This window comes from Pseudomonas sp. SORT22, from assembly GCF_018417635.1.
GTDB lineage: Bacteria > Pseudomonadota > Gammaproteobacteria > Pseudomonadales > Pseudomonadaceae > Aquipseudomonas.
In genome coordinates, this window is record NZ_CP071007.1 from 3,539,302 (window position 1) to 3,563,845 (window position 24,544).

26 protein-coding genes and 1 pseudogene are annotated in these 24,544 nt (G+C 64.5%); 17 read left to right on the forward strand and 10 right to left on the reverse strand.

Translation table 11 applies throughout. From position 1 onward, the window contains the following. The first annotated feature begins 24 nt into the window (after positions 1 to 24). The 15 genes from JYG36_RS16005 to JYG36_RS16075 all read left to right on the forward strand — a co-directional run bounded on the left by JYG36_RS16005 (position 25) and on the right by JYG36_RS16075 (position 15,256). On the forward strand, positions 25 to 696 hold the full coding sequence (locus tag JYG36_RS16005; protein ID WP_045196763.1) for a GntR family transcriptional regulator: 672 nt from the start codon (positions 25 to 27) through the stop codon (positions 694 to 696). Between the two features lie 122 nt (positions 697 to 818). Further along, on the forward strand, positions 819 to 1,751 hold the full coding sequence (locus JYG36_RS16010; RefSeq protein ID WP_213601572.1) for a 4-hydroxyproline epimerase: 933 nt from the start codon (positions 819 to 821) through the stop codon (positions 1,749 to 1,751). Beyond that, positions 1,748 to 2,863, forward strand: a complete 1,116-nt coding sequence (locus JYG36_RS16015) for an NAD(P)/FAD-dependent oxidoreductase (RefSeq protein ID WP_093383877.1) — start codon at positions 1,748 to 1,750, stop codon at positions 2,861 to 2,863. The genes JYG36_RS16010 and JYG36_RS16015 overlap by 4 nt, the downstream gene beginning before the upstream one ends. Beyond that, positions 2,856 to 3,092: a (2Fe-2S)-binding protein gene (locus JYG36_RS16020; protein WP_045196758.1), complete on the forward strand. Its 237-nt coding sequence runs from the start codon at positions 2,856 to 2,858 to the stop codon at positions 3,090 to 3,092. Before JYG36_RS16015 ends, JYG36_RS16020 begins: the two co-directional genes overlap by 8 nt. After that, positions 3,089 to 4,339 carry an NAD(P)/FAD-dependent oxidoreductase gene (locus JYG36_RS16025; RefSeq protein WP_213601574.1) on the forward strand — a complete coding sequence of 417 codons (1,251 nt, stop codon included), beginning with the start codon at positions 3,089 to 3,091 and terminating at the stop codon, positions 4,337 to 4,339. The genes JYG36_RS16020 and JYG36_RS16025 overlap by 4 nt, the downstream gene beginning before the upstream one ends. A gap of 56 nt (positions 4,340 to 4,395) precedes the next feature. Further along, the gene (locus JYG36_RS16030) at positions 4,396 to 5,145 is read left to right on the forward strand and encodes an AraC family transcriptional regulator (protein ID WP_093383887.1); all 750 of its coding nucleotides are present in this window, start codon (positions 4,396 to 4,398) and stop codon (positions 5,143 to 5,145) included. Between the two features lie 231 nt (positions 5,146 to 5,376). Continuing rightward, positions 5,377 to 6,195 (forward strand): ABC transporter substrate-binding protein, encoded by an 819-nt coding sequence (locus JYG36_RS16035; protein WP_045196753.1) that lies wholly within the window; start codon positions 5,377 to 5,379, stop codon positions 6,193 to 6,195. A 10-nt stretch (positions 6,196 to 6,205) separates the two neighbouring features. Next, positions 6,206 to 7,987, forward strand: a complete 1,782-nt coding sequence (lhpI, locus tag JYG36_RS16040) for a cis-3-hydroxy-L-proline dehydratase (protein WP_213601575.1) — start codon at positions 6,206 to 6,208, stop codon at positions 7,985 to 7,987. Beyond that, positions 7,980 to 8,651 (forward strand): amino acid ABC transporter permease, encoded by a 672-nt coding sequence (locus JYG36_RS16045; RefSeq protein ID WP_045196750.1) that lies wholly within the window; start codon positions 7,980 to 7,982, stop codon positions 8,649 to 8,651. Before lhpI ends, JYG36_RS16045 begins: the two co-directional genes overlap by 8 nt. A 10-nt stretch (positions 8,652 to 8,661) precedes the next feature. Continuing rightward, positions 8,662 to 9,312 (forward strand): amino acid ABC transporter permease, encoded by a 651-nt coding sequence (locus JYG36_RS16050; RefSeq protein WP_045196748.1) that lies wholly within the window; start codon positions 8,662 to 8,664, stop codon positions 9,310 to 9,312. Then, on the forward strand, positions 9,305 to 10,027 hold the full coding sequence (locus JYG36_RS16055; RefSeq protein WP_038995715.1) for an amino acid ABC transporter ATP-binding protein: 723 nt from the start codon (positions 9,305 to 9,307) through the stop codon (positions 10,025 to 10,027). The genes JYG36_RS16050 and JYG36_RS16055 overlap by 8 nt, the downstream gene beginning before the upstream one ends. 98 nt (positions 10,028 to 10,125) lie before the next feature. Continuing rightward, complete coding sequence (locus tag JYG36_RS16060) at positions 10,126 to 11,154, forward strand: trans-3-hydroxy-L-proline dehydratase (protein WP_213601577.1); 1,029 nt, start codon at positions 10,126 to 10,128, stop codon at positions 11,152 to 11,154. A gap of 124 nt (positions 11,155 to 11,278) precedes the next feature. Then, on the forward strand, positions 11,279 to 12,196 hold the full coding sequence (locus tag JYG36_RS16065) for a dihydrodipicolinate synthase family protein (RefSeq protein ID WP_093383901.1): 918 nt from the start codon (positions 11,279 to 11,281) through the stop codon (positions 12,194 to 12,196). 69 nt (positions 12,197 to 12,265) lie between these two features. Continuing rightward, entirely contained in the window at positions 12,266 to 13,648 is a 1,383-nt protein-coding gene (abaF, locus tag JYG36_RS16070) for a fosfomycin efflux MFS transporter AbaF (RefSeq protein WP_213601578.1), read from the forward strand. Positions 13,649 to 13,675: 27 nt separating this feature from the next. Further along, positions 13,676 to 15,256: an aldehyde dehydrogenase (NADP(+)) gene (locus JYG36_RS16075; RefSeq protein ID WP_213601579.1), complete on the forward strand. Its 1,581-nt coding sequence runs from the start codon at positions 13,676 to 13,678 to the stop codon at positions 15,254 to 15,256. A 9-nt stretch (positions 15,257 to 15,265) separates the two neighbouring features. Here JYG36_RS16075 and JYG36_RS16080 read toward each other — a convergent pair whose 3' ends face one another. The 10 genes and pseudogenes from JYG36_RS16080 to JYG36_RS16125 form a co-directional block, all read right to left on the reverse strand. Next, positions 15,266 to 16,273, reverse strand: a complete 1,008-nt coding sequence (locus tag JYG36_RS16080) for an Ldh family oxidoreductase (protein ID WP_213601580.1) — start codon at positions 16,271 to 16,273, stop codon at positions 15,266 to 15,268. Positions 16,274 to 16,369: 96 nt separating this feature from the next. Then, positions 16,370 to 16,462: pseudogene (locus tag JYG36_RS26645) on the reverse strand (DUF1330 domain-containing protein); the annotation flags it as partial. A 48-nt stretch (positions 16,463 to 16,510) separates the two neighbouring features. Next, complete coding sequence (locus JYG36_RS16090; RefSeq protein ID WP_045196737.1) at positions 16,511 to 16,699, reverse strand: hypothetical protein; 189 nt, start codon at positions 16,697 to 16,699, stop codon at positions 16,511 to 16,513. A gap of 240 nt (positions 16,700 to 16,939) precedes the next feature. Next, positions 16,940 to 18,502, reverse strand: a complete 1,563-nt coding sequence (gene ahpF / locus JYG36_RS16095; RefSeq protein ID WP_093383925.1) for an alkyl hydroperoxide reductase subunit F — start codon at positions 18,500 to 18,502, stop codon at positions 16,940 to 16,942. Between the two features lie 121 nt (positions 18,503 to 18,623). Further along, a complete protein-coding gene (gene ahpC, locus JYG36_RS16100; RefSeq protein WP_010223911.1) occupies positions 18,624 to 19,187 on the reverse strand; it encodes an alkyl hydroperoxide reductase subunit C in 564 nt (187 codons plus the stop codon). 206 nt (positions 19,188 to 19,393) lie between these two features. Then, positions 19,394 to 20,749 carry a glutathione-disulfide reductase gene (gene gorA, locus JYG36_RS16105; protein WP_045196735.1) on the reverse strand — a complete coding sequence of 452 codons (1,356 nt, stop codon included), beginning with the start codon at positions 20,747 to 20,749 and terminating at the stop codon, positions 19,394 to 19,396. Between the two features lie 89 nt (positions 20,750 to 20,838). Next, on the reverse strand, positions 20,839 to 21,678 hold the full coding sequence (galU, locus tag JYG36_RS16110; RefSeq protein WP_045196734.1) for a UTP--glucose-1-phosphate uridylyltransferase GalU: 840 nt from the start codon (positions 21,676 to 21,678) through the stop codon (positions 20,839 to 20,841). A gap of 181 nt (positions 21,679 to 21,859) precedes the next feature. After that, on the reverse strand, positions 21,860 to 22,765 hold the full coding sequence (locus tag JYG36_RS16115) for a c-type cytochrome (RefSeq protein ID WP_213601581.1): 906 nt from the start codon (positions 22,763 to 22,765) through the stop codon (positions 21,860 to 21,862). Beyond that, entirely contained in the window at positions 22,762 to 23,412 is a 651-nt protein-coding gene (locus JYG36_RS16120; protein ID WP_213601582.1) for a c-type cytochrome, read from the reverse strand. The genes JYG36_RS16115 and JYG36_RS16120 overlap by 4 nt, the downstream gene beginning before the upstream one ends. 132 nt (positions 23,413 to 23,544) lie before the next feature. Beyond that, complete coding sequence (locus JYG36_RS16125) at positions 23,545 to 23,895, reverse strand: hypothetical protein (RefSeq protein ID WP_093383941.1); 351 nt, start codon at positions 23,893 to 23,895, stop codon at positions 23,545 to 23,547. 158 nt (positions 23,896 to 24,053) lie between these two features. On the opposite strand from JYG36_RS16125, the gene JYG36_RS16130 reads away from it, so the two are divergent. Both JYG36_RS16130 and JYG36_RS16135 read left to right on the forward strand, forming a co-directional pair. After that, positions 24,054 to 24,356, forward strand: a complete 303-nt coding sequence (locus JYG36_RS16130) for a DUF1883 domain-containing protein (RefSeq protein ID WP_038995738.1) — start codon at positions 24,054 to 24,056, stop codon at positions 24,354 to 24,356. A gap of 4 nt (positions 24,357 to 24,360) precedes the next feature. Further along, positions 24,361 to 24,531 carry a hypothetical protein gene (locus tag JYG36_RS16135; protein ID WP_093383944.1) on the forward strand — a complete coding sequence of 57 codons (171 nt, stop codon included), beginning with the start codon at positions 24,361 to 24,363 and terminating at the stop codon, positions 24,529 to 24,531. Positions 24,532 to 24,544: the final 13 nt, after the last annotated feature.

Consider the following 24,544-nt stretch of genomic DNA (forward strand, 5'->3'; position numbering starts at 1 on the left):
TAAATAACTTCGGACGACGCCACCGTGACCGTACCCCGCCTCAACGCCCCGGACTTGGGCAACACGCCCTCGACTTCGGAAATCATCACCCGTCACCTGCGCGATGCAATCATTGCCGGGCACTTCGCCGAAGACGAACCAATCCGCCAGGACGATATCGCCCGCCAGTTCAACGTCAGCAAGATTCCGGTGCGTGAAGCGCTCAAGCGCCTGGAAGCCGAAGGCCTGGTGATGTTCCAGCGCAATCGCGGGGCGATGGTTACGCGCATGTCCGAACCAGAGCTGGCGCAGATGTTCGAAGTGCGCATGCTGCTCGAAGACAAGGCCCTGCGCCTGGCCATCCCGAACATGACCGAGGAAACCTTCGCCCGCGCCGAGCGCATCTGCCAGGAGTTCGTCGGCGAGAACGACGTCGGCCGCTGGGCCGAACTCAACTGGGAACTGCACGCCTGCCTGTATGAACCGGCGCAGCGGCCGTTCCTGGTCAACATGATCCGCTCGGTGAACGACAAGCTGGAGCGCTACCTGCGCATGCAGATGAGCCTCTCGGCAGGCAAGGAGCGCGCCGACCACGAACACCGCGACATCCTCGACGCCTGCCGGGCCAAGGATGTCGAGCTGGCAGTGAGGCTGCTCGACGAACACATCGCCGGCGTCTGCAAGACCCTGTTCGAGCACCTGCCGCCGAGCAAGTGACAGAAACCTGTAGGTTGCGCCACTGTGCCGATTTCGTCATCGGCACGACATAAAGGCATCAAGCCTGCGCGCCGCATGACACGCCACTCTGTCCTTCACTTCCCTGAACGGACGCGGCCTCCATGAAACGCATTACCGTGATCGATTCCCACACCGGCGGCGAACCGACCCGCCTGGTCATCGACGGCTTCCCCGAGCTGGGCACCGCCAGCATGGCCCAGCGCCGCCAGCGCCTTGCCGAGGCGCACGATCAATGGCGCACTGCCTGCATGCTGGAGCCGCGCGGCAGCGATGTGCTGGTCGGCGCGCTGCTGTGCGAGCCGGTGGACCCCAGCGCCTGCGCCGGGGTGATCTTCTTCAACAACACCGGTTACCTGGGCATGTGCGGCCACGGCACCATCGGCCTGGTGGTGTCGCTGGCGCACCTGGGCAGGATCGGCCCAGGCGTGCACCGCATCGAAACCCCGGTCGGCACCGTGCAGGCGACCCTGCACGAGGACCGCTCGGTCAGCGTGCGCAACGTGCCGGCCTACCGCTACCGCAAGGACCTGGCGCTGGAGGTGCCCGGCATCGGCAAGGTGATTGGCGACGTAGCCTGGGGCGGCAACTGGTTCTTTTTGATCGCCGACCACGGCCTGGAGGTCGCCGGTGACAACATCGAGGCGCTGACGGCCTATACCTACGCCGTGCAACAGGCCCTGGAAGAGCAAGGCATTCGCGGTGAAGACGGCGGCCTGATTGACCATATCGAGCTGTTCGCCGACGACCCCGACGCCGACAGCCGCAACTTCGTGCTGTGCCCCGGCAAAGCCTACGACCGCTCGCCCTGCGGCACCGGCACCAGCGCCAAGCTCGCCTGCCTGGCTGCCGACGGCAAACTGCAACCCGGGCAGACCTGGCGCCAGGCCAGCGTGATCGGCAGCACCTTCGAGGGCTCGTTCGAGGCCGACGGCCCACGCATCATCCCGACCATTCGCGGCCGCGCGCACATTAGCGCCGAAGCCACGCTGATCATCGAGGAGGACGACCCGTTCGCCTGGGGCATTCGCCCGTGAGCCGTGGTGCCGTGGCCGATGTCATCGTCATCGGCGCCGGAATCATCGGCGCCGCCTGCGCGCAGGCGCTGGCCGCGCGCGGGCTGCAAGTGCTGGTACTCGATGCCGGGCTGCACGGCGCCACGGCCGCCGGCATGGGCCATTTGCTGGTGCTCGACGACAATCCCGCGGAGCTTGCGCTCAGCCAGTATTCGCTACAACGCTGGCGCGAACTGGCCCCGCAACTCCCCGAGGCCTGCGCCTATCGCAGCAACGGCACCCTGTGGCTGGCGGCCAACACCGAAGAAATGGCCGTGGCCGAACACAAATTCAACCTCCTGCAAGCACAGGGGGTGGCCTGCGAATTGGTCGCCGGGCACGCCCTGCGCCAGCGCGAACCGGCGCTGCGCGAGGGGCTCGAAGGCGGTCTGCTGATCAACGGCGACGGTATTCTCTATGCCCCGGCCACTGCCGGCTGGATGCTGCAAACAGCAGGGATCGAACAGCGTCGGGCGCGGGTCAGCGCAGTAGAGGGCAACCGTGTGCGCCTCGACAGCGGCCAGTGGCTGAGCGCCGAGGCCGTGGTGCTGGCTAACGGCATCCAGGCCACGCAGCTGTGCCCGGAGCTGCCGATCGAGCCGAAGAAAGGCCACCTGCTGATCACCGATCGCTACCCCGGCACCGTCACCCATACCCTGGTGGAGCTGGGCTACGTGACCAGCGCCCACAACGCCAGCGGGCCGTCGACTGCCTGCAATATCCAGCCACGGCCCACCGGCCAGCTGTTCATCGGCGCCTCGCGCCAGTTCGGCACCACTGACCCGGCCGTGGAAGGCTGGATGCTGGCGCGCATGCTCAAGCGCGCAACCGAGTACATGCCGGACCTGGCAAATCTGAACGGCATCCGCGCCTGGACCGGCTTTCGCGCCGCCAGCCCCGACGGCCTGCCGCTGGTGGGCCGCCATCCGCAGCAGGATGGCCTGTGGCTGGCGGTCGGTCATGAAGGGCTGGGCGTGACCACGGCGCCGGCGACCGCCGACCTCTTGAGCGCGCAGCTGTTTGACCAAACGCCGCCGCTGGCGGCCAGCCCTTACCTGCCAGATCGCTTTCTTGGAGCCCTCGCCCATGCCTGACCTGACCCTCGATGGCCGCCCGCTACGCGTGGCCGACGGCACCAGCGTCGCTGCTGCTCTGGCCCTGGGCGGCGATGGCTGCTCGCGCACTTCGGTCAGCGGCCAGCGCCGCGCCCCGCTGTGCGGCATGGGCGTTTGCCAGGAGTGCCGGGTGACGATCGACGGTCGCCGGCGCCTGGCCTGCCAGACCCTGTGCCGTGACGGCATGCAGGTGGAGACCCGCGCATGAACGAACACACCAACTTGCTGATCATTGGCGCCGGCCCCGCCGGGCTGGCTGCGGCCCTGGCCGCCGCGCCGCGGGCCGCGCGCATCGTGCTGCTCGACGACAACCCGCTGCCGGGCGGGCAGATCTGGCGCGACGGGCCACAGGCCAAGCTGCCCAAGCAGGCGCGCCGGCTGCGCGAGCAGGTGCTGGCCTGCGCCAATGTGCACTGGCACAGCGGCACGCGGGTGATCGCCAACGCCGGCCCCAACAGCCTGCTGGTGGAGAACGCCGAGCGCGGCTGGCAAATCCACTACGAGCGCTTGGTCCTCTGTACCGGCGCCCGTGAACTGCTGCTGCCCTTCCCTGGCTGGACGCTGCCTGGGGTGACCGGTGCCGGTGGCTTGCAGGCGCTGATCAAGGGCGGGATGCCGGTACGCGACGAGCGTATCGTCATCGCCGGCAGCGGCCCCTTGCTGCTGGCCAGCGCCGCCACCGCCAAGGCCAATGGCGCGCGGGTACTGCGCATCGCCGAGCAGGCCTCGCTTGCGGCCGTCAGCGGCTTTGCCGCACAGTTGCCGCGCTGGCCGCACAAGCTGCTGCAATCGTTTAGCCTGTTCGACCGCCAGTACCGCAGCGCCAGCCATGTGCTGGCCGCGCTGGGCACCGACCGGCTCGAAGGCGTGCGCCTGCAGCAGCACGGCCAGGTGGTTGAAATTGCCTGCGATCGGCTGGCTTGCGGCTTCGGCCTGATCCCCAACATCCAGTTGGGCCAGGCCCTGGGCTGCGCCGTGGAGCAACAGGCGCTTGCCGTCGATGCCTGGCAGGCGACTTCACAACCCGGCGTTTACGCGGCAGGCGAATGCACAGGTTTCGGTGGCAGCGAGCGCGCTCTGGTTGAAGGCGCTATTGCCGGTCTTAGCGCCACCGGCAATCGCCAGGCGGCGCAGCGGCTGTGGCGCCGCCGGGCGCGCTGGCACGCCTTTGCCCGCGCATTGAACACGGCCTTCGCCCTCGACCCCGCACTGAAGTCGCTGGCAACCGCCCACACCCTGGTGTGCCGCTGCGAAGACGTGCCCTATGCCGCCCTCGCCGGGCACAGCGACTGGCGCCAGGCCAAGCTGGCCAGCCGTTGCGGCATGGGCGCCTGCCAGGGCCGGGTGTGCGGTGCGGCCACCGCCCACCTGTTCGGCTGGCAGCCCTCGGCGCCGCGCCCGCCATTCAGCCCGGCGCGCATCGACACCCTGCTGCACCTTGAGAGCGACACTTGAGGTAAACACCGGGGGCGCTCTATGATCCCGACGGTCGCCCCCGGAACGTCAGCGCCATGCACGCCACGCTCAACCACTTCGCGCCCTGCGACCTGCCGACCCTGCTCAGCAGCCTGCAGCCGATTGCGCCGCTGCTCGACACCCTCAACGACGTGGTGTTCTTCATCAAGGATTGCGAGGCGCGCTACGCCTTCGTCAACCAGACCCTGGCCCGGCGCTGCGGGCGCAAGCACCGCGAAGACTTGCTCGGGCTTACCGCCGAGCATGTATTCCCCGCCCGCTTCGGCCCGCTCTACACCGAGCAGGACCGCCGCGTGCTCAGCAGTGGCCGGGAACTGGCCGACCAGCTTGAGCTGCACCTTTACTTCGGCAACCAGCCGATCTGGTGCCTGACCCACAAACGGCCACTCAAGGACGCCGAGGGCACTATCGTCGGCCTCGCCGGCATTTCCCGCGACCTGCAACTGCCCCAGTCCAACCACCCGGCGTTCCACAAGCTCGCTGCCGTCGATGCACATATCCGCGCCCACTTCACCCGCCCCATCAGCCTTGCAGAGCTGACCGCCATCGCCGGGCTGTCGGTGGCGCAGCTGGAGCGCCACTGCAAGCGCATCTTCCAGCTCACGCCGCGACAGATGATTCACAAGGCGCGCCTAGAAGAAGCCTCGCGCCTGCTGCAGGAGCTCGACCTGCCGATCACCGAGATCGCCCTGCGCTGCGGTTACACCGATCACAGCGCCTTCAGCCGGCAGTTTCGCGCCCTCACCGGACTTTCACCGAGCCAGTACCGCGACAGCCAGCGCTAAGTGTTCCTTTATCGGGCGCTGCGCACAGGCAGTGCTCCGATATGTAACACCTGCCCCGCTCCCCTGCTGCAGCACCCCAACTGCCCTTGTTTGCTTCGAGCGCCCTAGCCCACGGGCCGAAAGATTATTCCTACATCGGCGACAAAACAGGCACGGCCATTGCACTAGAAAATATCGTATACGAAATTACCAATACGATATTTAACAGCACGCTCCCAACCCGAGGCCTCTATGAAAAACCGCACATTTGCCGTAGCCCTCAGCGCTGTTCTCAGTACCACCTTTATCGCCAACGCCCAGGCTGACAAGCTCGATGACATCATCGGCTCCGGCAAGCTGCGCTGCGCCGTGACCCTGGACTTCCCACCGATGGGTTTTCGCGATGAGGGCAATAAGCCCGCCGGATTCGACGTCGACTACTGCAGCGACCTGGCCAAGGTGCTCGGGGTTGAGCCGGAAGTGGTCGAAACGCCCTTTCCCGACCGCATTCCGGCGCTGGTTTCGGGCCGTGCCGACGTGATCGTCGCGTCCACCTCCGACACCCTCGAACGGGCCAAGACCGTCGGCCTGACCGTGCCCTACTTTGCCTTCCAGATGGTCGTGCTGACCCGCGACAACACCGGCATCAACAGCTTCGACGACCTCAAGGGCAAGGCGCTGGGCAACACCAGCGGCACCTATGAAGCCATTGCCCTGGAAAAAGACGTGAAGAGCTGGGGCAGCGGCACCTTCCGTGCCTACCAGTCGCAGAACGACACCCTGCTGGCGGTCGCCCAGGGGCACATCGACGCCACCGTGGTCACCAACACCGTCGCCGCCGCCACCCTCAAGTCCGGCAAGTACAAGAACCTCAAGGTCGCCGGCAATGCCCCTTACGTGATCGATTACGTGTCGCTGGGCGCCAAGCGCAACGAGTATGGCCTGCTGCGCTACCTCGACCTGTTCGTCAACCAGCAGGTGCGCACCGGGCGCTACAAGGAGCTGTTCACCAAGTGGGTCGGCACCGAAATCGCCCCGACCGACCTGACCGTGCCACAGGTCTACTACTGAGGTGGGCAGCATGACCAGCACACCGATCCCCCAGGCCGGGCGCAGCCTGGTCGCGGGCGCGGCCCAGGGCCCCTTGCTGTTCGCCGATACCGGGCTGAGCTTCTGGGGCGGGGTCGACGCCGCCAGCGGCGAAGTCATCGACCGTCATCATCCACTGAGTGGCCAGTGCATCGCCGGGCGTGTGCTGGCGATCCCCAGCGGGCGCGGCTCGTGCACCGGCAGCAGCGTGATGATGGAACTGATCAGCAACGGCCACGCACCGGCGGCACTGGTGCTGGCCGAGGCCGACGAGATCCTGACCCTCGGCGTGCTGGTCGCTCAGACCCTGTTCCAGCGCTCCCTGCCGGTGCTGTGCATCGGCAAGCAGGCCTTCGCCAGTTTGCCCGGTGCAGGCTGGGCAAGGGTCGAAGGCGATTGCCTGAGCCTGTATCCCCAGGCCCCGGCCGATCACTGGCAGGCCGCGCCGTATGACCACAGCGCCGAGTCTTTCAGCACCCGCCTGAAGCTGCAAGTCCAGGACCAGGCGCTGCTCGACGGCACGCACGGCAAGGCGGCGCAAATGGCCATGCAGATCGTTTTGCGCATGGCCGAGCTGCAAGGCGCCGAGCAGTTGCTGGACGTCACCCAGGCCCACATCGACGGCTGCATCTACACCGGCCCCGCCAGCCTCGGCTTTGCCGAACAGCTGGTGCGCTGGGGCGCAAAGGTGCGGGTACCGACCACCCTCAATGCCATCTCGGTCGATCAGCGCCGCTGGCGCGAGCTGGGCATCGACCCGGCGCTGGGCGAGCCGGCCAGCGCCCTGGGCGATGCTTACATGGCCATGGGTGCGCAGATGAGCTTCACCTGCGCGCCGTACCTGCTCGACAGCGCGCCGAGCCAGGGCGAACAGATCGTCTGGGCCGAATCCAACGCCGTGGTCTACGCCAACAGCGTGCTCGGCGCGCGCACCCTCAAGTACCCCGACTACCTGGATATCTGCATCGCCCTGACCGGCCGCGCGCCGCGCATCGGCTGTCACCTGGACAGCCAGCGCAAGGCGCAGTTGTTGGTGCAGGTGCCGGCGCTGGCGGCACTGGATGACAGCTTCTACCCGCTGCTCGGCTACCATATCGGCGCCCTGGCCGGCTCGCGAATTCCGCTGATTTACGGGCTGGAACAGGCGCAGCCGAGCCTGGACGACCTCAAGGCCTTCGGCGCCGCCTTTGCCACCACCTCGGCGGCGCCGCTGTTTCATATCGCCGGGGTCACCCCCGAAGCGCTGGAGCCGGCGCAGGTCCTCGAACCTGGCGCCAACCTGCCCAGCGAGCGCATCCAACTGGCGGACCTGCTGCACAGCTGGCGCGCGCTCAACAGTGCCCGCGAGCCGCAGGTGGATGTGGTGTCGCTGGGCAACCCGCATTTTTCCTTCAGCGAGTTCGCCGCGCTTGCACAGCTGTGCCAGGGCCGGCACAAACACCCGGAGGTGGTCGTGGCCATCACCTGCGGTCGCACGGTGCTCGAACAGGCCCGCGCCGCCGGGTACATCGCCGAGCTTGAGCGCTTCGGCGTGACCCTGGTGACCGACACCTGCTGGTGCATGCTGGGTGAGCCGGTGATCCCGCCAACGGCGCGTACGCTGATGACCAACTCGGGCAAATATGCCCACTACGGGCCGGGCCTGGCCGGCCGCCCGGTGCATTTCGCCAGCCTCGCCGAGTGCGTCGCGTCGGCCTGCAGCGGCCAGGCCAGCGGTCGCTTGCCGGCCTGGTTGCAAGCGGCCCAGAGCCAGGAGGGCCGCGCGCATGTTTGACTTTGACTACACCTTCCAGTGGCGCTCGGCCTTGCGCGCGCTGCCCGACATGCTCGCCGGCGCCTGGGTGACCTTCGAGACCGCCGCCCTGTCGATGATCTTCGGGGTGCTGATCGCCCTGGCCCTGACCGTCATGCGCGAAGGCAAGCAACCGCTGCTGCGCGGTTTTGCCAACGGCTGGGTGTCAATTGCGCGCAACACGCCGTCGCTGTTCCAGATCTACATCCTGTACTTCGGCCTCGGCTCGCTGGGCCTGCACGTCAGCTCGTGGATCGCCCTGCTGGCGGGCATCACCTTCAACAACGCGGGGTACCTGGCGGAGAACTTTCGCGGCGGCCTCAAGGCCGTGCCGACTACGCAAGTGCGTGCGGCGCGTTCGCTGGGCATGAGCGCTTTCCAGACCTACCGGATGATCGTCATCCCGCAGCTGCTGCGGGTGGTGTTCTACCCGCTGACCAACCAGATGGTCTGGGCGGTGCTGATGACCTCGCTGGGGGTGATCGTCGGCCTGAACAACGACCTCACCGGCGTGACCCAGGACTACAACGTCAAGACCTTCCGCACCTTCGAATACTTCGCCCTGGCGGCGGCGCTGTACTACCTGATTGCCAAGGCGATCGTCGCGCTGGCCCGGCTGATGGCCTGGCGGCTGTTCCGTTACTGAGGAGCTCGGCATGTTTTCCACCGGTTTTACCTGGAACGACTTTGTGTTCCTGCTCGACGGGGCGCGTATCACCTTGCAGCTGACCTTCTGGGCGATTTTGCTGGGGACCTTTGCCGGCTTGCTGTTCGGCCTGGCCCGGGCTCTGTGGCCACGGCTGAGCCTGCCACTGGCGTGGGTGCTGGATGTGTTTCGCAGCGTGCCGCTGCTGATCCAGTTCGTGCTGTTCAACTCGTTCAAGAGCATCGTCGGCCTCGACATCAGCGCCTTCAGCGTCGGCTGCATCGTGCTCGGCGTCTACACCGCCGCGTACTTCACCGAGATCGTCCGCGGCGGCGTGCTGGCGGTGTCGCTGAGCGTGCGTCGGGCCAGCCGTTCGCTGGGCATGAGCTACCTGCAGGACCTGCGCTGGATCGTCTTGCCAATGGCCACCCGGGTGGCGTTTCCCGGCTGGCTGAACCTGGTCCTGGGGGTGATGAAAGACACGGCGCTGGTGATGTGGATCGGCATCGTCGAATTGCTGCGCGCTTCGCAAACCATCGTTACGCGGATTCAGGAACCCCTGCTGGTGCTGTGCATCGCAGGCCTCATCTACTACGTCATGAGCCTGGTGGTTGCCCGCCTGGGCGCCCGTCTGGAAAGAAGGTGGCAGGAAAATGATTGAGATCGAGAACGTACACAAATCCTTCGGCGACCTGGAAGTGGTCAAGGGCGTAAGCCTGACCGTGAACAAGGGCGAAGTGGTATCGATCATCGGCGGCTCGGGCTCGGGCAAGTCGACCTTGCTGATGTGCATCAACGGCCTGGAGCCGATCCAGAAAGGCAACATCCGCGTCGACGGCGTCGAGGTCCACCACCGCGCCACCGACCTCAACCGCCTGCGCCAGAAGATCGGCATCGTCTTCCAGCAGTGGAACGCCTTCCCACACCTGACCGTGCTGGAAAACGTCATGCTCGCGCCGCGCAAAGTGCTTGGCAAAGACAAGCACGACGCCGAGGCGCTGGCCGTCAAGCAGCTGACCCACGTCGGCCTGGGCGACAAGCTCAAGACCTTCCCCGGCAAGCTCTCGGGCGGCCAGCAGCAACGCATGGCGATTGCCCGGGCGCTGGCGATGTCGCCGGACTACATGCTGTTCGACGAGGCCACCTCGGCACTCGACCCGCAACTGGTCGGCGAGGTGCTCGACACCATGCGCATGCTCGCCGAGGACGGCATGACCATGGTGCTGGTGACCCATGAGATCCGTTTTGCCCGCGATGTGTCGGACCGCGTGGCGTTCTTCCGTAACGGCCTGGTGCACGAGATCGGCTCGCCCGACCAGGTGATCGGCAATCCGTTACAGCCGGAGACGGCGGCGTTCTTGAAGTCAGTGAAATAGAAGCATCGCGGGTCAAGCCCGCTCCCACACCACTATCCCTGTGGGAGCGGGCTTGCCCCGCGATGAGGCCCTCCCTAACAACACAAGGAGTCCTGCGAATGCGCTCATCGAAAATCATCCACATCGTCAACTGCCACGCCGAAGGTGAAGTCGGCGACGTCATCGTCGGCGGCGTCGCCCCGCCCCCCGGCGCCACGGTCTGGGAGCAGTCGCGCTGGATCGCCCGCGACCAGACCCTGCGCAACTTCGTCCTCAACGAGCCACGCGGCGGCGTGTTCCGCCATGTCAACCTGCTGGTGCCGCCCAAGGACCCGCGGGCGCAAATGGCCTGGATCATCATGGAGCCGGCCGACACTCCGCCGATGTCCGGCTCCAACTCGCTGTGCGTGTCGACCGTGCTGCTCGACAGCGGCATCCTGCCGATGACCGAGCCCGAGACGCACCTGGTGCTCGAAGCCCCGGGCGGCCTGATCGAAGCGGTCGCCCAATGCCGGGACGGCAAGGTCGAACGGGTGGAAGTGAAGAACGTGCCGTCCTTTGCCGACCGCCTCGACGCCTGGATCGAGGTCGAAGGTCTGGGCTCGCTGCAGGTCGACACGGCCTACGGCGGCGACAGCTTCGTGATTGCCGATGCCCGGCAACTGGGCTTTGCCATCCGCCCGGACGAAGCCAAAGATATCGTCGAGGTCGGCCTGAAGATCACCCAGGCCGCCAACCAGCAACTGGGTTTCAGCCACCCGCTGAATCCGGACTGGGCGCACATTTCCTTCTGCCAGATCGCCGCGCCCATCGAGTATGAGGACGGCATTGCCAGCGGCGCCAACGCGGTGGTGATCCGCCCCGGCAAGATCGATCGCTCGCCCTGCGGCACCGGCTGTTCAGCGCGCATGGCGGTACTGCAGGCCAAAGGCCTGATGAAAGTCGGCGAGCGGTTCATTGGCCGCTCGATCATCGGCTCGCGCTTCGACTGCCGCATCGAATCACTGACCGAAATCGCCGGGCGCCCGGCCATCTACCCGTGCATTTCCGGCCGCGCCTGGATCACCGGCACCCATCAATTGCTGCTCGACCCCAGCGACCCCTGGCCACAAGGCTACCGGTTGTCGGACACCTGGCCCGGCGCCTGAACGCTAAGCCGTTGATTTGCAAACACCCTTAAAAATCGACCGGCAAACGAAGTGAAAAAACACTGGTCCACTTCAAGCACTTCAAATATCGTATACGAAATACAATAAACAACCGGAGAACACCATGAGCAAGTACGTAAACTGGAGCGGCGTCTTCCCTGCGGTCACCACTCAATTCAACGATGACTTCTCGATCAACCTGGAAAAGACCCACGAGGTGATTTCCAACGTGATCCGCGACGGCGTCTCGGGCCTGGTGGTGTGTGGCTCGGTGGGCGAAAACACCTCGCTGAGCGCCGAGGAGAAAATCGCCGTCACCGAAGTCGCCGTCGATGCCTCGCGCGGCCGGGTTCCAGTGATCTGCGGCGTGGCCGAGTTCACCAGCGTGCAGGCCGCCAAGGTGGCCAATGCGGTGCGCCAGGTCGGCGTCGACGGGGTGATGCTGATGCCGGCGCTGGTCTATGGCTCCAAGCCGTTCGAGACCGCCGAGCACTACCGTTACGTGGCCAAGCACACCGACGTGCCGCTGATGGTCTACAACAACCCGCCGATCTACAAAAACGACGTCACCCCGGACATCCTGATTTCCCTGGCCGACTGCGACAACGTGGTGTGCTTCAAGGACTCCTCCGGCGACACCCGCCGCTTCATCGACGTGCGCAATGAAGTGGGCGACCGCTTCGTGCTGTTCGCCGGCCTCGACGACGTGGTCCTGGAAAGCATCGCGGTCGGCGCCCAGGGCTGGGTCTCGGGCATGTCCAACGTGTTCCCCAAAGAGGGCGAGACGATCTTCCGCCTGGCCAAGGCCGGGCGCTTCGCCGAGGCCATGCCGATCTACGAATGGCTGATGCCGATCCTGCACCTGGATGCCCGCGCCGACCTTGTGCAGTGCATCAAGCTGTGCGAAGCCATCGCCGGTCGCGGCAGCGCCCTGACCCGTCCGCCGCGCCTGGCCCTGCCGGAAAGCGATCGGCTTTACGTCGAGCAGATCATGGCCAAGGCCCTGGCCAACCGTCCGCAACTGCCGGACGTCGGCCTCTGAGTGATTGCCGGGCCGGCTCCATCATGGAGACCGGCCTGCCTGTTTTGCGCCCATACAGGAAACGCCAGCATGTCCAGTTACCCCTCCAGCGCAACCAACCCTTCGGGCTTGAAACGGGTCGTCGCCGCGGCCATGGCCGGCACCGTCGCCGAATGGTATGAATTCTTCCTTTACGGCACCGCCTCGGCACTGGTCTTCGGCCAGTTGTTCTTCCGCCAGACCGACAGCCCCGTCGACGGCATCATCGCCGCCTTCGCCCTCTATGCCGTAGGCTTTCTCGCCCGCCCCCTGGGCGGTTTGGTATTCGGTCACTACGGTGACAAATTCGGCCGCAAGCGCTTGCTGCAACTGAGCCTGGTGGTGGTCGGCATCACCACCTTCCTGATGGGTTGCCTGCCGGGCTTCGACACTATCGGTTATGCCGCGCCGGTGTTGCTGGTGCTGCTGCGGCTGATCCAGGGTTTTGCCTTCGGCGGCGAATGGGGTGGCGCGATTTTGCTGGTGTCCGAGCACTGCCCGGACAACCGTCGCGGCTTCTGGGCCAGTTGGCCGCAAGCCGGGGTGCCGGCCGGTAATCTGGTGGCGACGGTGGCCTTGCTGCTGTTGTCGAGCAACCTCTCGGAAGAACAGTTCCTGGCCTGGGGCTGGCGCGTGGCGTTCTGGTTCTCGGCGGTGGTGGTGCTGATCGGTTACTGGATCCGCACCAGCGTCGACGACGCACCAATCTTCAAAGAGGCCCAGGCGCGCCAGGCGCAGAAAGCCGAGCAGCAACTGGGCGTGGTCGAGGTGTTGCGCCATCACTGGCGCGCGGTGCTGGTAGGCATCGGCGCCCGCTTTGCCGAGAACATCCTCTATTACACCGTGGTGACCTTCTCGATCACCTACCTCAAGCTTGTAGTGCACAAGGACACCTCGCAGATCCTCTTGCTGATGTTCGGCGCGCACCTGCTGCATTTTTTCATGATCCCGCTGATGGGCTACCTGTCCGATCTGGTCGGGCGCAAGCCGGTGTACCTGACCGGCGCGGTGCTCACCGCCTTCTGGGGCTTCATCGGCTTCCCGCTGATGGACACCGGCAACAACTGGCTGATCATGGCCGCGATCACCCTGGGCCTGGCCATCGAGTCGATGACCTACGCGCCCTACTCGGCGCTGATGGCCGAGCTGTTCCCCACCCACGTGCGCTACACCGCGCTGTCGCTGTGCTACCAGGTGGCGCCGATTTTCGCCGGATCCCTGGCGCCGCTGATCGCCATCAGTTTGCTCAATGAGTTCCACAGCTCGACGCCGATTGCCTGGTACCTGGTTGGCGCTGCGCTGATCTCGATTGTCGCTGTTGGCCTGACCCGCGAGACCCGCGGCAAGTCGCTGCACCAGGTAGACGCCGAAGCGGCCGCGCGCATCGCCGCCGGGCAAGCGGCGCCGGTTCGCCCGGGCAGTTCGCTGGCCTGACCCCACCTTTTTTTTCAGGAGTAATCCATGGCGGATATCATCGGCCACAACTACATTGGCGGCGCGCGCAGCGCCGCTGGCAGCCTCACCCTGCAGAGCCATGACGCAACCAGCGGCGAGGCCCTGCCCTATCGGTTCCACCAGGCCACCGGCGCAGAAGTGCATGCCGCTGTCCAGGCGGCGGCCGAGGCCTACCCGGTGTTTCGCAGTTTGTCGCCGGAGCGACGGGCGCAGTTTCTTGAGGCCATTGCCGCGCAACTGGAGGCCCTGGGGGATGATTTCATCACCCTGGTGACCGGCGAAACGGCGTTGCCCGCCGCGCGGATCCTCGGCGAGCGCGGGCGCACTTGCGGGCAGATGCGCCTGTTCGCCCAGGTGCTGCGCCGCGGTGACTTTCTCGGCGCACGCATCGACCGCGCCCAGCCCGATCGCCAACCGCTGCCCCGCGCCGACCTGCGCCAGTACCGCCTGGGCGTCGGCCCGGTCGCGGTGTTTGGCGCCAGCAACTTCCCCCTGGCTTTCTCCACTGCCGGCGGCGACACCGCCGCGGCCCTGGCCGCCGGCTGCCCGGTGGTATTCAAGGCCCACAGCGGCCACATGGCCACCGCTGAGCGGGTGGCCGATGCGATCATCCGCGCGGCCGAACAGACAGGCATGCCCAAGGGCGTGTTCAACATGATCTACGGCGCCGGCGTCGGCGAAGCGCTGGTCAAGCATCCGGCGATCCAGGCGGTGGGTTTTACCGGCTCACTCAAGGGCGGCCGTGCGCTGTGCGACATGGCGGCGGCACGGGCACAACCGATCCCGGTGTTCGCCGAAATGAGCAGCATCAACCCGGTGCTGGTACTGCCCCAGGCCCTGAACCTGCGCAGCGAGCAGATCGCCCGCGAACTAGCGGCCTCGGTGGTGCTCGGCTGCGGGCAGTTCTGTACCAACCCGGGGCTGGTGATCGGCCTGCGCTCGCCGGCATTCAGTGCATTTACCGAACAACTGGCCGCGCAACTGGCCGCGCAACCGGCACAGACCATGCTCAACGCCGGCACCCTCGCCAGTTACACCAAGGGCGTCGAGGCGCTGCTCGCTCACCCTGGCATCAGCCACCTGGCCGGGCAGCCGCAACAGGGCAAGCAGGCGCAGGCGCAGCTGTTCAAGGCCGATGTCAGCCTGTTGCTCGAAGGCGATGCGCTGTTGCAGGAAGAGGTGTTCGGGCCGGCCACGGTGCTGGTCGAGGTGGCCGACAGCACGCAGTTGCAGCAAGCATTGCACGGCCTGCACGGTCAGCTCACCGCTACCCTGATCGCCGAAGCTGAAGATCTGCAAAGCCACGCTGAACTGCTACCGCTGCTGGAGCAGAGGGTCGGCCGGGTACTGTTCAACGGCTACCCGACCGGCGTTGAAGTCTGTGATGCAATGGTGCACGGCGGCCCCTACCCGGCCACCTCCGATGCCCGCGGGACGTCGGTGGGCAGCCTGGCCATCGAGCGCTTCCTGCGCCCGGTGTGCTACCAGAACTGCCCGGATGCGCTGCTACCGCCGGCACTGCAGAACGCCAACCCGCTGGGCATCGCGCGCCTGGTCGACGGCCAGAGCAGCCGCACCGCCCTGTAAGGGCGGGTTTCAGGCCAGCAGCGCCCTGAGATCGTTGTACAGGGCCTGCGGGATTTCCACCCCTTCCACCAGGCTGCGCGCCCGTGCTGTATAGCGGCGCGCAGACGGCAGCCGCGCGCCCTGCCCCTCGATGCTCTCGAATACCACCTCGGCCCGGGCCAGGTGTTGATCGGCGGCGTCACCCAAAAACCTGCGCGGGTCCAGGGCAATCAGCAACTCACCATGATAAGGCGAGGATTTGCTGCCGTCGGCATGGGCCAGTGATTCGGCACTGGTCAGGTCGCCGATCAACGGCCCGGCGATCAGTTCGACCATCGCCGCCAGCGCCGAGCCCTTGTGCCCGCCGAAAGTGAGCATGGCGCCACGGTCCAGCACCACGTTGGGGTCGGTGCTGGGCTGGCCGTGCTCATCCACGCCCCAGCCTTCGGGAATCGCCTTGCCGGCACGCCGATGCAGCTCGATGTCGCCACGGGCGATGGCGCTGGTAGCGAAGTCAAAAACATACGGATGCGTGCCCGCCCTCGGCCAGCCGAAGGCAATGGGGTTGGTGCCGAACACCGGCCGATGGCCACCGGCAGGCGCCACCCAGGCATGGCTGGGGGTGAATGCCAGGGCCACCAGGCCGGCCTCGGCCAGCTGCTCGATCTCGACCCACAAGGCCGAAAAGTGCACACAGCGGTTGATCGCCAGGGCGGCGATGCCGTTGCGTTGGGCCTTGGCTTGCAACAACGGCAAGCCGGCCTGGAATGCCAGCTGAGAGAACCCGCCGCCGGCATCCACGCACACGATCGACGGCGCCTGGTCGATGACTTCGGGGCGGGCATCGGCAACCACTTTGCCGGCCTTGAGCGAGCCGACGCAGCCCAGCACCCGGTACAGGCCATGGGAGGCGCAGCCATCGCGCTCGCCGGCGACGATGGTATCGCTCACCGCCCGGGCATGGTCGGCGTCAAAGCCGTTGTGCAAAAGGATCGAAAAGGCCAGCGAATGGGCTTCGGACAGGGTCAGGCGGATCATGGTCATCTCCTTGGGCTGACTGTCCAGCCTGCCTCAAGCCCGCTGCGCCGACTTGATCGCTTTAGCCCCCGGTGATGACGATCTCGGCATAGCGGGGAAGGCTGCAAGGGCCGCCAGTGCCCGCTGGATGTACTGCTGATACCGCTCAGGGTCGCTGACCTCGACATGGGCAATCCAGCAGGCCTTCAATGCATGCTCCCGCCCCAGGTAGATTTGTATTACGGCATACCCTATAGCTTACTCCTCAGCCTCGGGAAAGTTGCGGCAGCTTTTGCGCTCGGCCAGTTCCTGGTCGGTAGGTCGCTGCTCGACGAACACGGCGCGGCCATCCTTGTAGATCTCCAGATACCCCCATTCCAGATCCTGCTCTCGCTGACCAGGCTTGGGCGGATTGCGCCACCAGGGCTCGCGACTGATCAGTTGCATGGCAATGGCTCTCGCTGAAACACACTACTTCACTATAGACACTGGACCACGAGCGCTCTGGCTCGGCCATCGGCGCCCGCACACCGATGCCGGGTGATAGCCGGTAGCTTGCAGACTCTTGTCAAAGCGCCGCTGGAATGGCCGGTGTTCCCGACACCGGGCTGGCGCATTGAAACCATCGCGGGGCAAGCCCGCTCCTACCTGGTCTGTAGGAGCGGGCTTGCCCCGCGATAAGGCCGGTCAGGCTGGCGCCGAGGTGCGAATCAGGTGATCGAAGGCCGCCAACGAAGCCTTGGCGCCCTCGCCCACGGCAATCACGATCTGCTTGTATGGCACGGTGGTCACGTCACCGGCGGCGAACACGCCCGGCAGGTTGGTCTGGCCGCGGGCATCGACGATGATCTCGCCGCGCGGGGTCAGCTCGACCGTGCCTTTGAGCCAGTCGGTGTTGGGCAGCAGGCCGATCTGCACGAAGATCCCTTCCAGCGCCAGGTCATGCAGCTCATCGCTGTTGCGGTCCTTGTAGCGCAGGCCGTTGACCTTCTCGCCATCACCGAGCACCTCGGTGGTCAGCGCACTGGTGATCACCTTGACGTTCGGCAAGCTGTGCAGCTTGCGCTGCAGCACGGCGTCGGCACGCAACTGGCTGTCGAACTCGATCAGGGTCACCTGGGCGACGATACCGGCCAGGTCGATAGCCGCTTCCACACCCGAGTTGCCGCCACCGATCACCGCCACGCGCTTGCCCTTGAACAGCGGGCCATCGCAGTGCGGGCAGTAGGCAACGCCGCGGCTGCGGTATTGCTGCTCGCCGGGTACGTTCATTTCGCGCCAGCGTGCACCGGTGGCGAGGATCACAGTCTTGGCCTTGAGCGAGGCACCACTGGCCAGGCGCACTTCGTGCAGGCCGCCGTCGGTGGCCGGAATCAAGGCTTCACCGCGCTGCAGGTTGATGATATCGACGTCGTACTGCTTGACGTGTTCTTCAAGGGCCATGGCCAGCTTCGGTCCTTCGGTTTCCTGCACCGAGATGAAGTTCTCGATGGCCATGGTGTCGAGTACCTGGCCGCCGAAACGCTCGGCGGCAACGCCGGTGCGAATGCCTTTGCGCGCGGCATAGATCGCCGCGGCGGCGCCCGCCGGGCCGCCACCGACCACCAGCACGTCAAAGGCATCCTTGGCGTTGATCTTCTCGGCCTGACGCTCGCCGGCGCTGGTGTCGAGCTTGGCGAGGATTTCTTCCAGGCCCATGCGGCCCTGGCCAAACACTTCGCCGTTGAGGTAGACGCTGGGCACGGCCATGACCTTGCGGCGCTCGACTTCGGCCTGAAACAGCGCACCGTCGATGGCGACGTGGCGAATATTGGGGTTGAGCACCGCCATCAGGTTCAGCGCCTGGACCACATCCGGGCAGTTCTGGCACGACAGCGAGAAGTAGGTTTCAAAGTTGAACTCACCCTTGAGCGCGCTGATCTGCTCGATCACCTCCAGGCTGGCCTTGGACGGATGACCGCCGACCTGCAGCAGGGCGAGCACCAGCGAGGTGAACTCGTGGCCCATGGGGATGCCGGCAAAGCGCAGGCTGATGTCAGCGCCAGGACGATTGAGCGAGAACGACGGGCGACGGGCGTCGCTGCCATCTTCACGCAGGGTAATCAGGTTCGACAGGCCGGCGATTTCCACCAGCAGGTCGCGCAGTTCGCGGGACTTCGCGCCGTCATCGAGGGAAGCAACGATCTCGATCGGCTGAGTGACCCGTTCCAGGTAGGCTTTCAACTGAGTTTTAAGCGTGGCGTCCAACATACGGGCGATTCCTTTTTCAAACGGTAGAAATAACAACGCCCGGGCGAAAGCGCCCGGGCGTTTTGCGGGGCGGTGACAACGTCAGGTGCGGTAGACCACCGCCCTCGGCTGGCTCACGGTCTTAGATCTTGCCGACCAGGTCCAGCGATGGCGCCAGGGTCGCTTCGCCTTCTTTCCACTTGGCCGGGCAGACTTCGCCTGGGTGGGCGGCAACGTACTGGGCAGCCTTGACCTTGCGCAGCAGCTCGCTGGCGTCACGGCCGACACCACCGTCGTTGAGTTCGACGATCTTGATCTGGCCTTCTGGGTTGATCACGAAGGTGCCACGGTCAGCGATGCCGGCTTCTTCGATCAGCACGTCGAAGTTGCGCGAGATGACGTGGGTCGGGTCACCGATCAGTGGGTACTGGATCTTGCCGATGGTGTCCGAAGTGTCGTGCCAGGCTTTGTGGGTGAAGTGGGTATCGGTGGACACGCCGTAGATTTCCACGCCCAGGTCTTTGAACTGCGCGTAGTTGTCGGCCAGGTCGCCCAGCTCGGTCGGGCAGACGAAGGTGAAGTCGGCCGGGTAGAAGAACACTACCGACCATTTGCCTTTCAGATCGGCATCCGAGACTTCGACAAACTTGCCCTGGTGGTAAGCGGTAGCTTTGAACGGTTTAACCTGGCTGTTGATGATAGGCATGAGTGACGCTCCTTCAGGGGGTTGAAAAAACTGATGGGAGAATCGTAGCCAATGCATTGGATTAATGCTCATTGGCAAAGCTCATGTTGTTGATTGGTTTTGGCTATAAGGCGGGGCTATTAATAGAGGGTTTGAAGCTATCGCGGGGCAAGCCCGCTCCTACCGGCCAGTAGGAGCGGGCTTGCCCCGCGATTGGAGTACGCCGTTTAACGCGATGGCGTACGCAAGGTGACGAACTCTTCCGCCGCCGTAGGATGCACGCCAATGGTCTCGTCGAACTGCTGCTTGGTCGCCCCGGCCTTGAGGGCAATGCCCAGGCCCTGGATGATTTCGCCGGCGTCCGGGCCGACCATATGGCAACCCAGCACGCGGTCGGTGTCGGCATCGACCACCAGCTTCATCAGGGTCTTTTCCTGCACCTCGGTGAGGGTCAGCTTCATCGGTCGGAAGCGGCTTTCGAAGATCTGCACCTTGTGGCCCTGCTCCAGCGCCTGTTCTTCGGTCAAGCCAACGGTACCAATCGGTGGCTGGCTGAACACGGCGGTAGGGATGTTCTGGTAATCCACCGGGCGATACTGCTCGGGCTTGAACAGGCGCCGGGCCACAGCCATGCCTTCGGCCAGGGCCACCGGGGTCAGTTGCACACGGCCGATCACATCGCCAATCGCCAGGATCGACGGCGCGGTGGTCTGGTACAGGTCGTCGACGCGGATAAAACCACGCGGGTCGAGTTCGACGCCGGTGTTTTCCAGGCCCAGGTTGTCGAGCATCGGTCGCCGGCCAGTGGCATAGAATACGCAGTCGGCCACCAGTTCGCGACCATCCTTGAGGGTAGCCTTGAGGCTGCCGTCGTCCTGGCGCTCGATACGCTGGATATCGCTGTTGAACTGCAGGTCCATGCCGCGTTTTTCCAGCTCCTCCTTGAGGTGCTCGCGCACACTGCCATCAAAGCCGCGCAGGAACAGGTCGCCGCGGTACAGCAGCGAGGTTTTTGCCCCCAGGCCCTGGAAGATCCCGGCAAATTCCACGGCGATGTAACCGCCGCCAACCACCAGCACGCGCTTGGGCAGGTCTTTGAGGTAGAACGCCTCGTTGGAGCTGATCGCCAGCTCCTTGCCCGGAATATCCGGGATCTGCGGCCAGCCGCCGGTGGCAATGAGGATGTGCTCGGCGCTGTAGCGCTGGCCATCGACTTCCACCTCATGGGCACCCGTCAGTTTGGCGTGGCCTTCCAGCAAGGTCACGCCGCTGTTGACCAGCAGGTTGCGGTAGATACCGTTGAGCCGCTCGATTTCGCGGTTCTTGTTGGCGATCAACTGGCCCCAGTCGAACTGGGCATCTTCCAGCGACCAGCCAAAGCCTGCGGCCTGCTCGAAGTCATCGGCAAAATGCGCGCCGTAGACCAGCAGCTTTTTCGGCACGCAGCCAACGTTGACGCAGGTACCACCCAGGTAGCGGCTTTCGGCAACCGCCACTTTTGCACCGAAGCCTGCGGCAAAGCGCGCAGCGCGCACACCGCCAGACCCGGCACCAATCACGAACAGATCAAAATCGTAGGTCATCTCGATGCTCTCAAGCTGCAAGTCTCAAGCTACAAGCTACAAGAAAAAGCCACCCGAAGGTGGCTTTATCAAACCGCTAGCTACCAGGCTCAGTACGCTTTGCCGGTTTTGTAGAAGTTCTCGAAGCAGAAGTTGGTCGCTTCGATGTAGCCTTCGGCACCACCGCAGTCGAAACGCTTGCCCTTGAACTTGTAGGCAATAACGCAGCCATCTTGGGCCTGCTTCATCAGGGCGTCGGTGATCTGGATTTCACCGCCTTTGCCCGGCTCGGTTTCTTCGATCAGTTTGAAGATGTCCGGGGTCATGATGTAGCGGCCGATGATCGCCAGGTTCGACGGAGCATCTTCAGGCTTTGGCTTCTCGACCATGTTGCGCACGCGGTACAGGTCGTCACCGATCAGGTCGCCGGCGATCACACCGTATTTGCTGGTTTCCTGCGGATCGACTTCCATGATGGCAACGATGGTGCAGCGGTACTGTTTGTACAGCTTGACCATCTGCTTGAGCACGCTGTCGCCTTCGAGGTTGACGCACAGGTCGTCCGCCAGTACCACGGCGAACGGCTCGTCGCCGATCAGCGGGCGGCCGGTGAGGATCGCGTGGCCCAGGCCTTTCATTTCGGTCTGACGGGTGTAGGAGAACGAACACTCGTCGAGCAGACGACGGATGCCGACCAGGTATTTTTCCTTGTCGGTGCCCTTGATCTGGTTTTCCAGCTCATAGCTGATGTCGAAGTGGTCTTCCAGGGCGCGCTTGCCACGACCGGTGACGATGGCAATTTCGTTCAATCCAGCTTCCAGCGCTTCTTCAACGCCGTACTGGATCAGTGGCTTGTTCACCACCGGCAGCATTTCCTTGGGCATGGCTTTGGTAGCGGGCAGGAAGCGAGTGCCGTAACCGGCTGCCGGGAACAAGCATTTCTTGATCATATACGTCCTTAACAAGGGCTTTGCGTACGAAATTCGGCGCAGTCTAATCAGGCAGCGGTCACCTTACAATGCCCCACCACGCTGGCCGATGCCATCATAGATGAAATCCCGGGGGGGATAGTTCCCCGGGAGCATAAATAATGCGCCGGTAGCTGACCACCGGCAGTTAAACAGCCGATGCCTACATGCCCTGCCCGACCAGCACCCCGTCGACCTTCTGGCCATAGAGGTTGACGCCGTCATTGGCGTGGAACTTGAGCCGGGTCTTCTCGATCGAGCCGTCGACCAGGCGCGGGTCCTGCGGCCGTTCGTGGCGGTTGATGTAAGCGGCCACGTCCCAGGCCTGCTGGTCGCTCAGGCTGCCGGGCTTGCCCAAGGGCATATTGTGCTTGATGAAGGAGGCGGCGGTATTGATCCGGTGCATGCCGGCGCCCCAGTTGTAGGAGTCCTTGCCCCACAATGGCGGCATCACGTAGTTGCCGGCTACCTTCTGCCCTTCGCCATTGGCGCCGTGGCAAATGGAGCACTGGGCCTGGTACACCTGTTCCCCGCGTTTGAAGTCGTAACCTTGCGCCGATTGCGCCACCTCCGGGTAGCCGCGGCCAGCACTCTCGACGCCAATCGGCGCCTTGCTCGCCAGCCAGTAGGCATAGACCGACAAGGCTGTCATCTGCGGGCTGTCGGCCGCCGGTGGCTTGCCGTTCATGCTGAACTGAAAGCAGCCCTGGATGCGCTCGGCGAAGGTGTTGACCTTGTCGTTTTTCTTGCGATAGGCCGGGTACATGGGATACGCGCCCCACAGCGGCGCCGAGTTGCCCAGGCGGCCCTGGTCGAGGTGACAGTTGCTGCAGTTAAGGCCGTTGCCAACGTTGTCAGGCATCAGCCGGCGTGTGTCGACAAACAAGGCGTAGCCATCGCGGACCATCTTGCCGTAGGCGTTGTCGGGCAGCTCGCTTTCTGCCGGCGGGGTAAAGCCAGGCGCGGCAGCCGGCGGGGTCTTGAGTTGCGACTGGTCTTCCATGGCAATCGGCGCAGCCTGGGCATTGCCCAGGCTCATGGCCAGGGCAGCGAGAATCATCGGCTTCATGGCTTGACCTCCGGGCTGACAGGGTTGGCGAAGTAGTTGGCCACGGCCTTTATTTCGTCATCGGTCATCGCCTTGGCCACACCGACCATCAACTGATTGGGGTCGTTGCTGCGGCTGCCGTCGCGCCAGGCGTTGAGCTGGGCAACCAGATAGGTGGCCGGTTGATGGGCCAGTGGCGGAAAATGCTCACCAACACCGGCGCCGCCCGGGCCGTGGCACTGCACACAGCCGGGGATCTTGCGGTTCCAGTCGCCGTACAGCGCCAGCTTCTGCACCGGGTCGGCAGCCATCTGCTGGCGGTGGATATCGCTGGCAGGCTCGCTGGGCATGGCCGCCAGGGTCGTGGTCACCGCCTGGATTTCCTCGGCGCTGAGGGCCTTGGCCAGCGGCTCCATGATCGGGTGCTTGCGGCTGCCGTTCTGAAAGTCTTGCAGTTGCTTGCTCAGGTACGCCGCAGGCAGGCCGGCCAGGCGCGGAAAGCCGGCAGGCGCAATGCCCTTGGCGTCGGCGCCATGGCAACCCAGGCAGGCCATGGCGGCCGGGTTCTGGCCACCCTGGGTGAAGATTTTCTGGCCATCGACGGCATGTGCGGCAGGCAATGAAAACAGCAGCAGGCTGCTGATCAGGATGCGATCCAGTGGGATCATCACGGACTCCATTTTCTTGTTATAAGCTTAGGCCTAATAAGTATAAGCCTATGAATAGTAGGCCTATACGCCGCAAGCTACAACGCAGAAAGATGGCTAGATGCCAGCTGAATCGATTAGCCGAAAAAGGATTTAGCCCGAGATGCAGCGCGTCGCTGCCGTCTTCACATCACCCAGGCGCAGCGGGAAGTTGTTCAGGCGCTCATACAGCTTGATGCTGCTACCGCTACCGCGCTTGTCGATATCCACCAGCGCCGCCGGGCCGCCGCCGACCTTTTGCGGCACCACCAGGCGCAGACCGTCGTGGCGTTCTTCCACGGTCAGTTGCCCGCGCGACTCGGTCAATTGCTGCTGCACGCAGTCCGCGTATTCCTGGGGTTTTTTGCCAGAAATCACATTGAGGGTTTCCGGGCTGTGCTCCAGCTCCGACACACTCACACAGCCACCCAGCGTTACTGCCAACGCTGCTACGACCCACTTCATCAAGCACACCTCCACCACGGAAAAAGAATAAGACCGCGCGCAGACCATTTTGCTCCCTTGATTGGCAGTTTTATCCTGGGCCTGGCACGAAGGCCGACAGTGTAACCGACATCATGGTATCGTTTTGATTTGCTGACAGATCCAATGCGGAGTGCAACATGAAATTCGTACACCAGCGCGAGCACCTCAACGAGGATGACATCGTGGTCATTCATTGCTCCCAGCGCTGCAATATCCGCCTGATGAACGATGCCAACTTCCGCAGCTTCAAGAACGGCGGCCGTCACACCTACCACGGCGGCGCCTTTGTCGACTTCCCGGCGAAGATCACCGTGCCCAGCACCGGTTTCTGGAACATCACCATCGACACCGTCGGCCCGCGCGCCCTGTCGGCAGTGACCAAGCCAACCTTCACCCATACCATCAAGTTCATTCGCCGTTCGTCGTCGAAGCTGAGATAAGCCCATGAGCCAGACCACCAAGTTCGTGATCAAGTACAAGATCGATGGCGAGCAACGATTCGACTTCGCCCAGATGATCAGCGATGCGCCTGAGCACGTGCAGGCAGCGCTGCAACAATTGCACGGCGAAGACGCCAAGAAAATCACTGATATCAAGGTGAGCAAAGCGCTGTAACACCCTCCTCAGC

Excerpts from the sequence above, each read along its gene's own strand:
- JYG36_RS16010 (WP_213601572.1), top strand. The coding sequence starts at position 819 with ATGAAACGCATTACCGTGATCGATTCCCACACCGGCGGCGAACCGACC.
- JYG36_RS16020 (WP_045196758.1), top strand. The coding sequence starts at position 2,856 with ATGCCTGACCTGACCCTCGATGGCCGCCCGCTACGCGTGGCCGACGGC.
- JYG36_RS16025 (WP_213601574.1), top strand. The coding sequence starts at position 3,089 with ATGAACGAACACACCAACTTGCTGATCATTGGCGCCGGCCCCGCCGGG.
- JYG36_RS16030 (WP_093383887.1), top strand. The coding sequence starts at position 4,396 with ATGCACGCCACGCTCAACCACTTCGCGCCCTGCGACCTGCCGACCCTG.
- JYG36_RS16035 (WP_045196753.1), top strand. The coding sequence starts at position 5,377 with ATGAAAAACCGCACATTTGCCGTAGCCCTCAGCGCTGTTCTCAGTACC.
- lhpI (WP_213601575.1), top strand. The coding sequence starts at position 6,206 with ATGACCAGCACACCGATCCCCCAGGCCGGGCGCAGCCTGGTCGCGGGC.
- JYG36_RS16045 (WP_045196750.1), top strand. The coding sequence starts at position 7,980 with ATGTTTGACTTTGACTACACCTTCCAGTGGCGCTCGGCCTTGCGCGCG.
- JYG36_RS16050 (WP_045196748.1), top strand. The coding sequence starts at position 8,662 with ATGTTTTCCACCGGTTTTACCTGGAACGACTTTGTGTTCCTGCTCGAC.
- JYG36_RS16055 (WP_038995715.1), top strand. The coding sequence starts at position 9,305 with ATGATTGAGATCGAGAACGTACACAAATCCTTCGGCGACCTGGAAGTG.
- JYG36_RS16060 (WP_213601577.1), top strand. The coding sequence starts at position 10,126 with ATGCGCTCATCGAAAATCATCCACATCGTCAACTGCCACGCCGAAGGT.
- JYG36_RS16065 (WP_093383901.1), top strand. The coding sequence starts at position 11,279 with ATGAGCAAGTACGTAAACTGGAGCGGCGTCTTCCCTGCGGTCACCACT.
- abaF (WP_213601578.1), top strand. The coding sequence starts at position 12,266 with ATGTCCAGTTACCCCTCCAGCGCAACCAACCCTTCGGGCTTGAAACGG.
- JYG36_RS16075 (WP_213601579.1), top strand. The coding sequence starts at position 13,676 with ATGGCGGATATCATCGGCCACAACTACATTGGCGGCGCGCGCAGCGCC.
- JYG36_RS16080 (WP_213601580.1), bottom strand. The coding sequence starts at position 16,273 with ATGATCCGCCTGACCCTGTCCGAAGCCCATTCGCTGGCCTTTTCGATC.
- JYG36_RS16090 (WP_045196737.1), bottom strand. The coding sequence starts at position 16,699 with ATGCAACTGATCAGTCGCGAGCCCTGGTGGCGCAATCCGCCCAAGCCT.
- ahpF (WP_093383925.1), bottom strand. The coding sequence starts at position 18,502 with ATGTTGGACGCCACGCTTAAAACTCAGTTGAAAGCCTACCTGGAACGG.
- ahpC (WP_010223911.1), bottom strand. The coding sequence starts at position 19,187 with ATGCCTATCATCAACAGCCAGGTTAAACCGTTCAAAGCTACCGCTTAC.
- gorA (WP_045196735.1), bottom strand. The coding sequence starts at position 20,749 with ATGACCTACGATTTTGATCTGTTCGTGATTGGTGCCGGGTCTGGCGGT.
- galU (WP_045196734.1), bottom strand. The coding sequence starts at position 21,678 with ATGATCAAGAAATGCTTGTTCCCGGCAGCCGGTTACGGCACTCGCTTC.
- JYG36_RS16115 (WP_213601581.1), bottom strand. The coding sequence starts at position 22,765 with ATGAAGCCGATGATTCTCGCTGCCCTGGCCATGAGCCTGGGCAATGCC.
- JYG36_RS16120 (WP_213601582.1), bottom strand. The coding sequence starts at position 23,412 with ATGATCCCACTGGATCGCATCCTGATCAGCAGCCTGCTGCTGTTTTCA.
- JYG36_RS16125 (WP_093383941.1), bottom strand. The coding sequence starts at position 23,895 with ATGAAGTGGGTCGTAGCAGCGTTGGCAGTAACGCTGGGTGGCTGTGTG.
- JYG36_RS16130 (WP_038995738.1), top strand. The coding sequence starts at position 24,054 with ATGAAATTCGTACACCAGCGCGAGCACCTCAACGAGGATGACATCGTG.
- JYG36_RS16135 (WP_093383944.1), top strand. The coding sequence starts at position 24,361 with ATGAGCCAGACCACCAAGTTCGTGATCAAGTACAAGATCGATGGCGAG.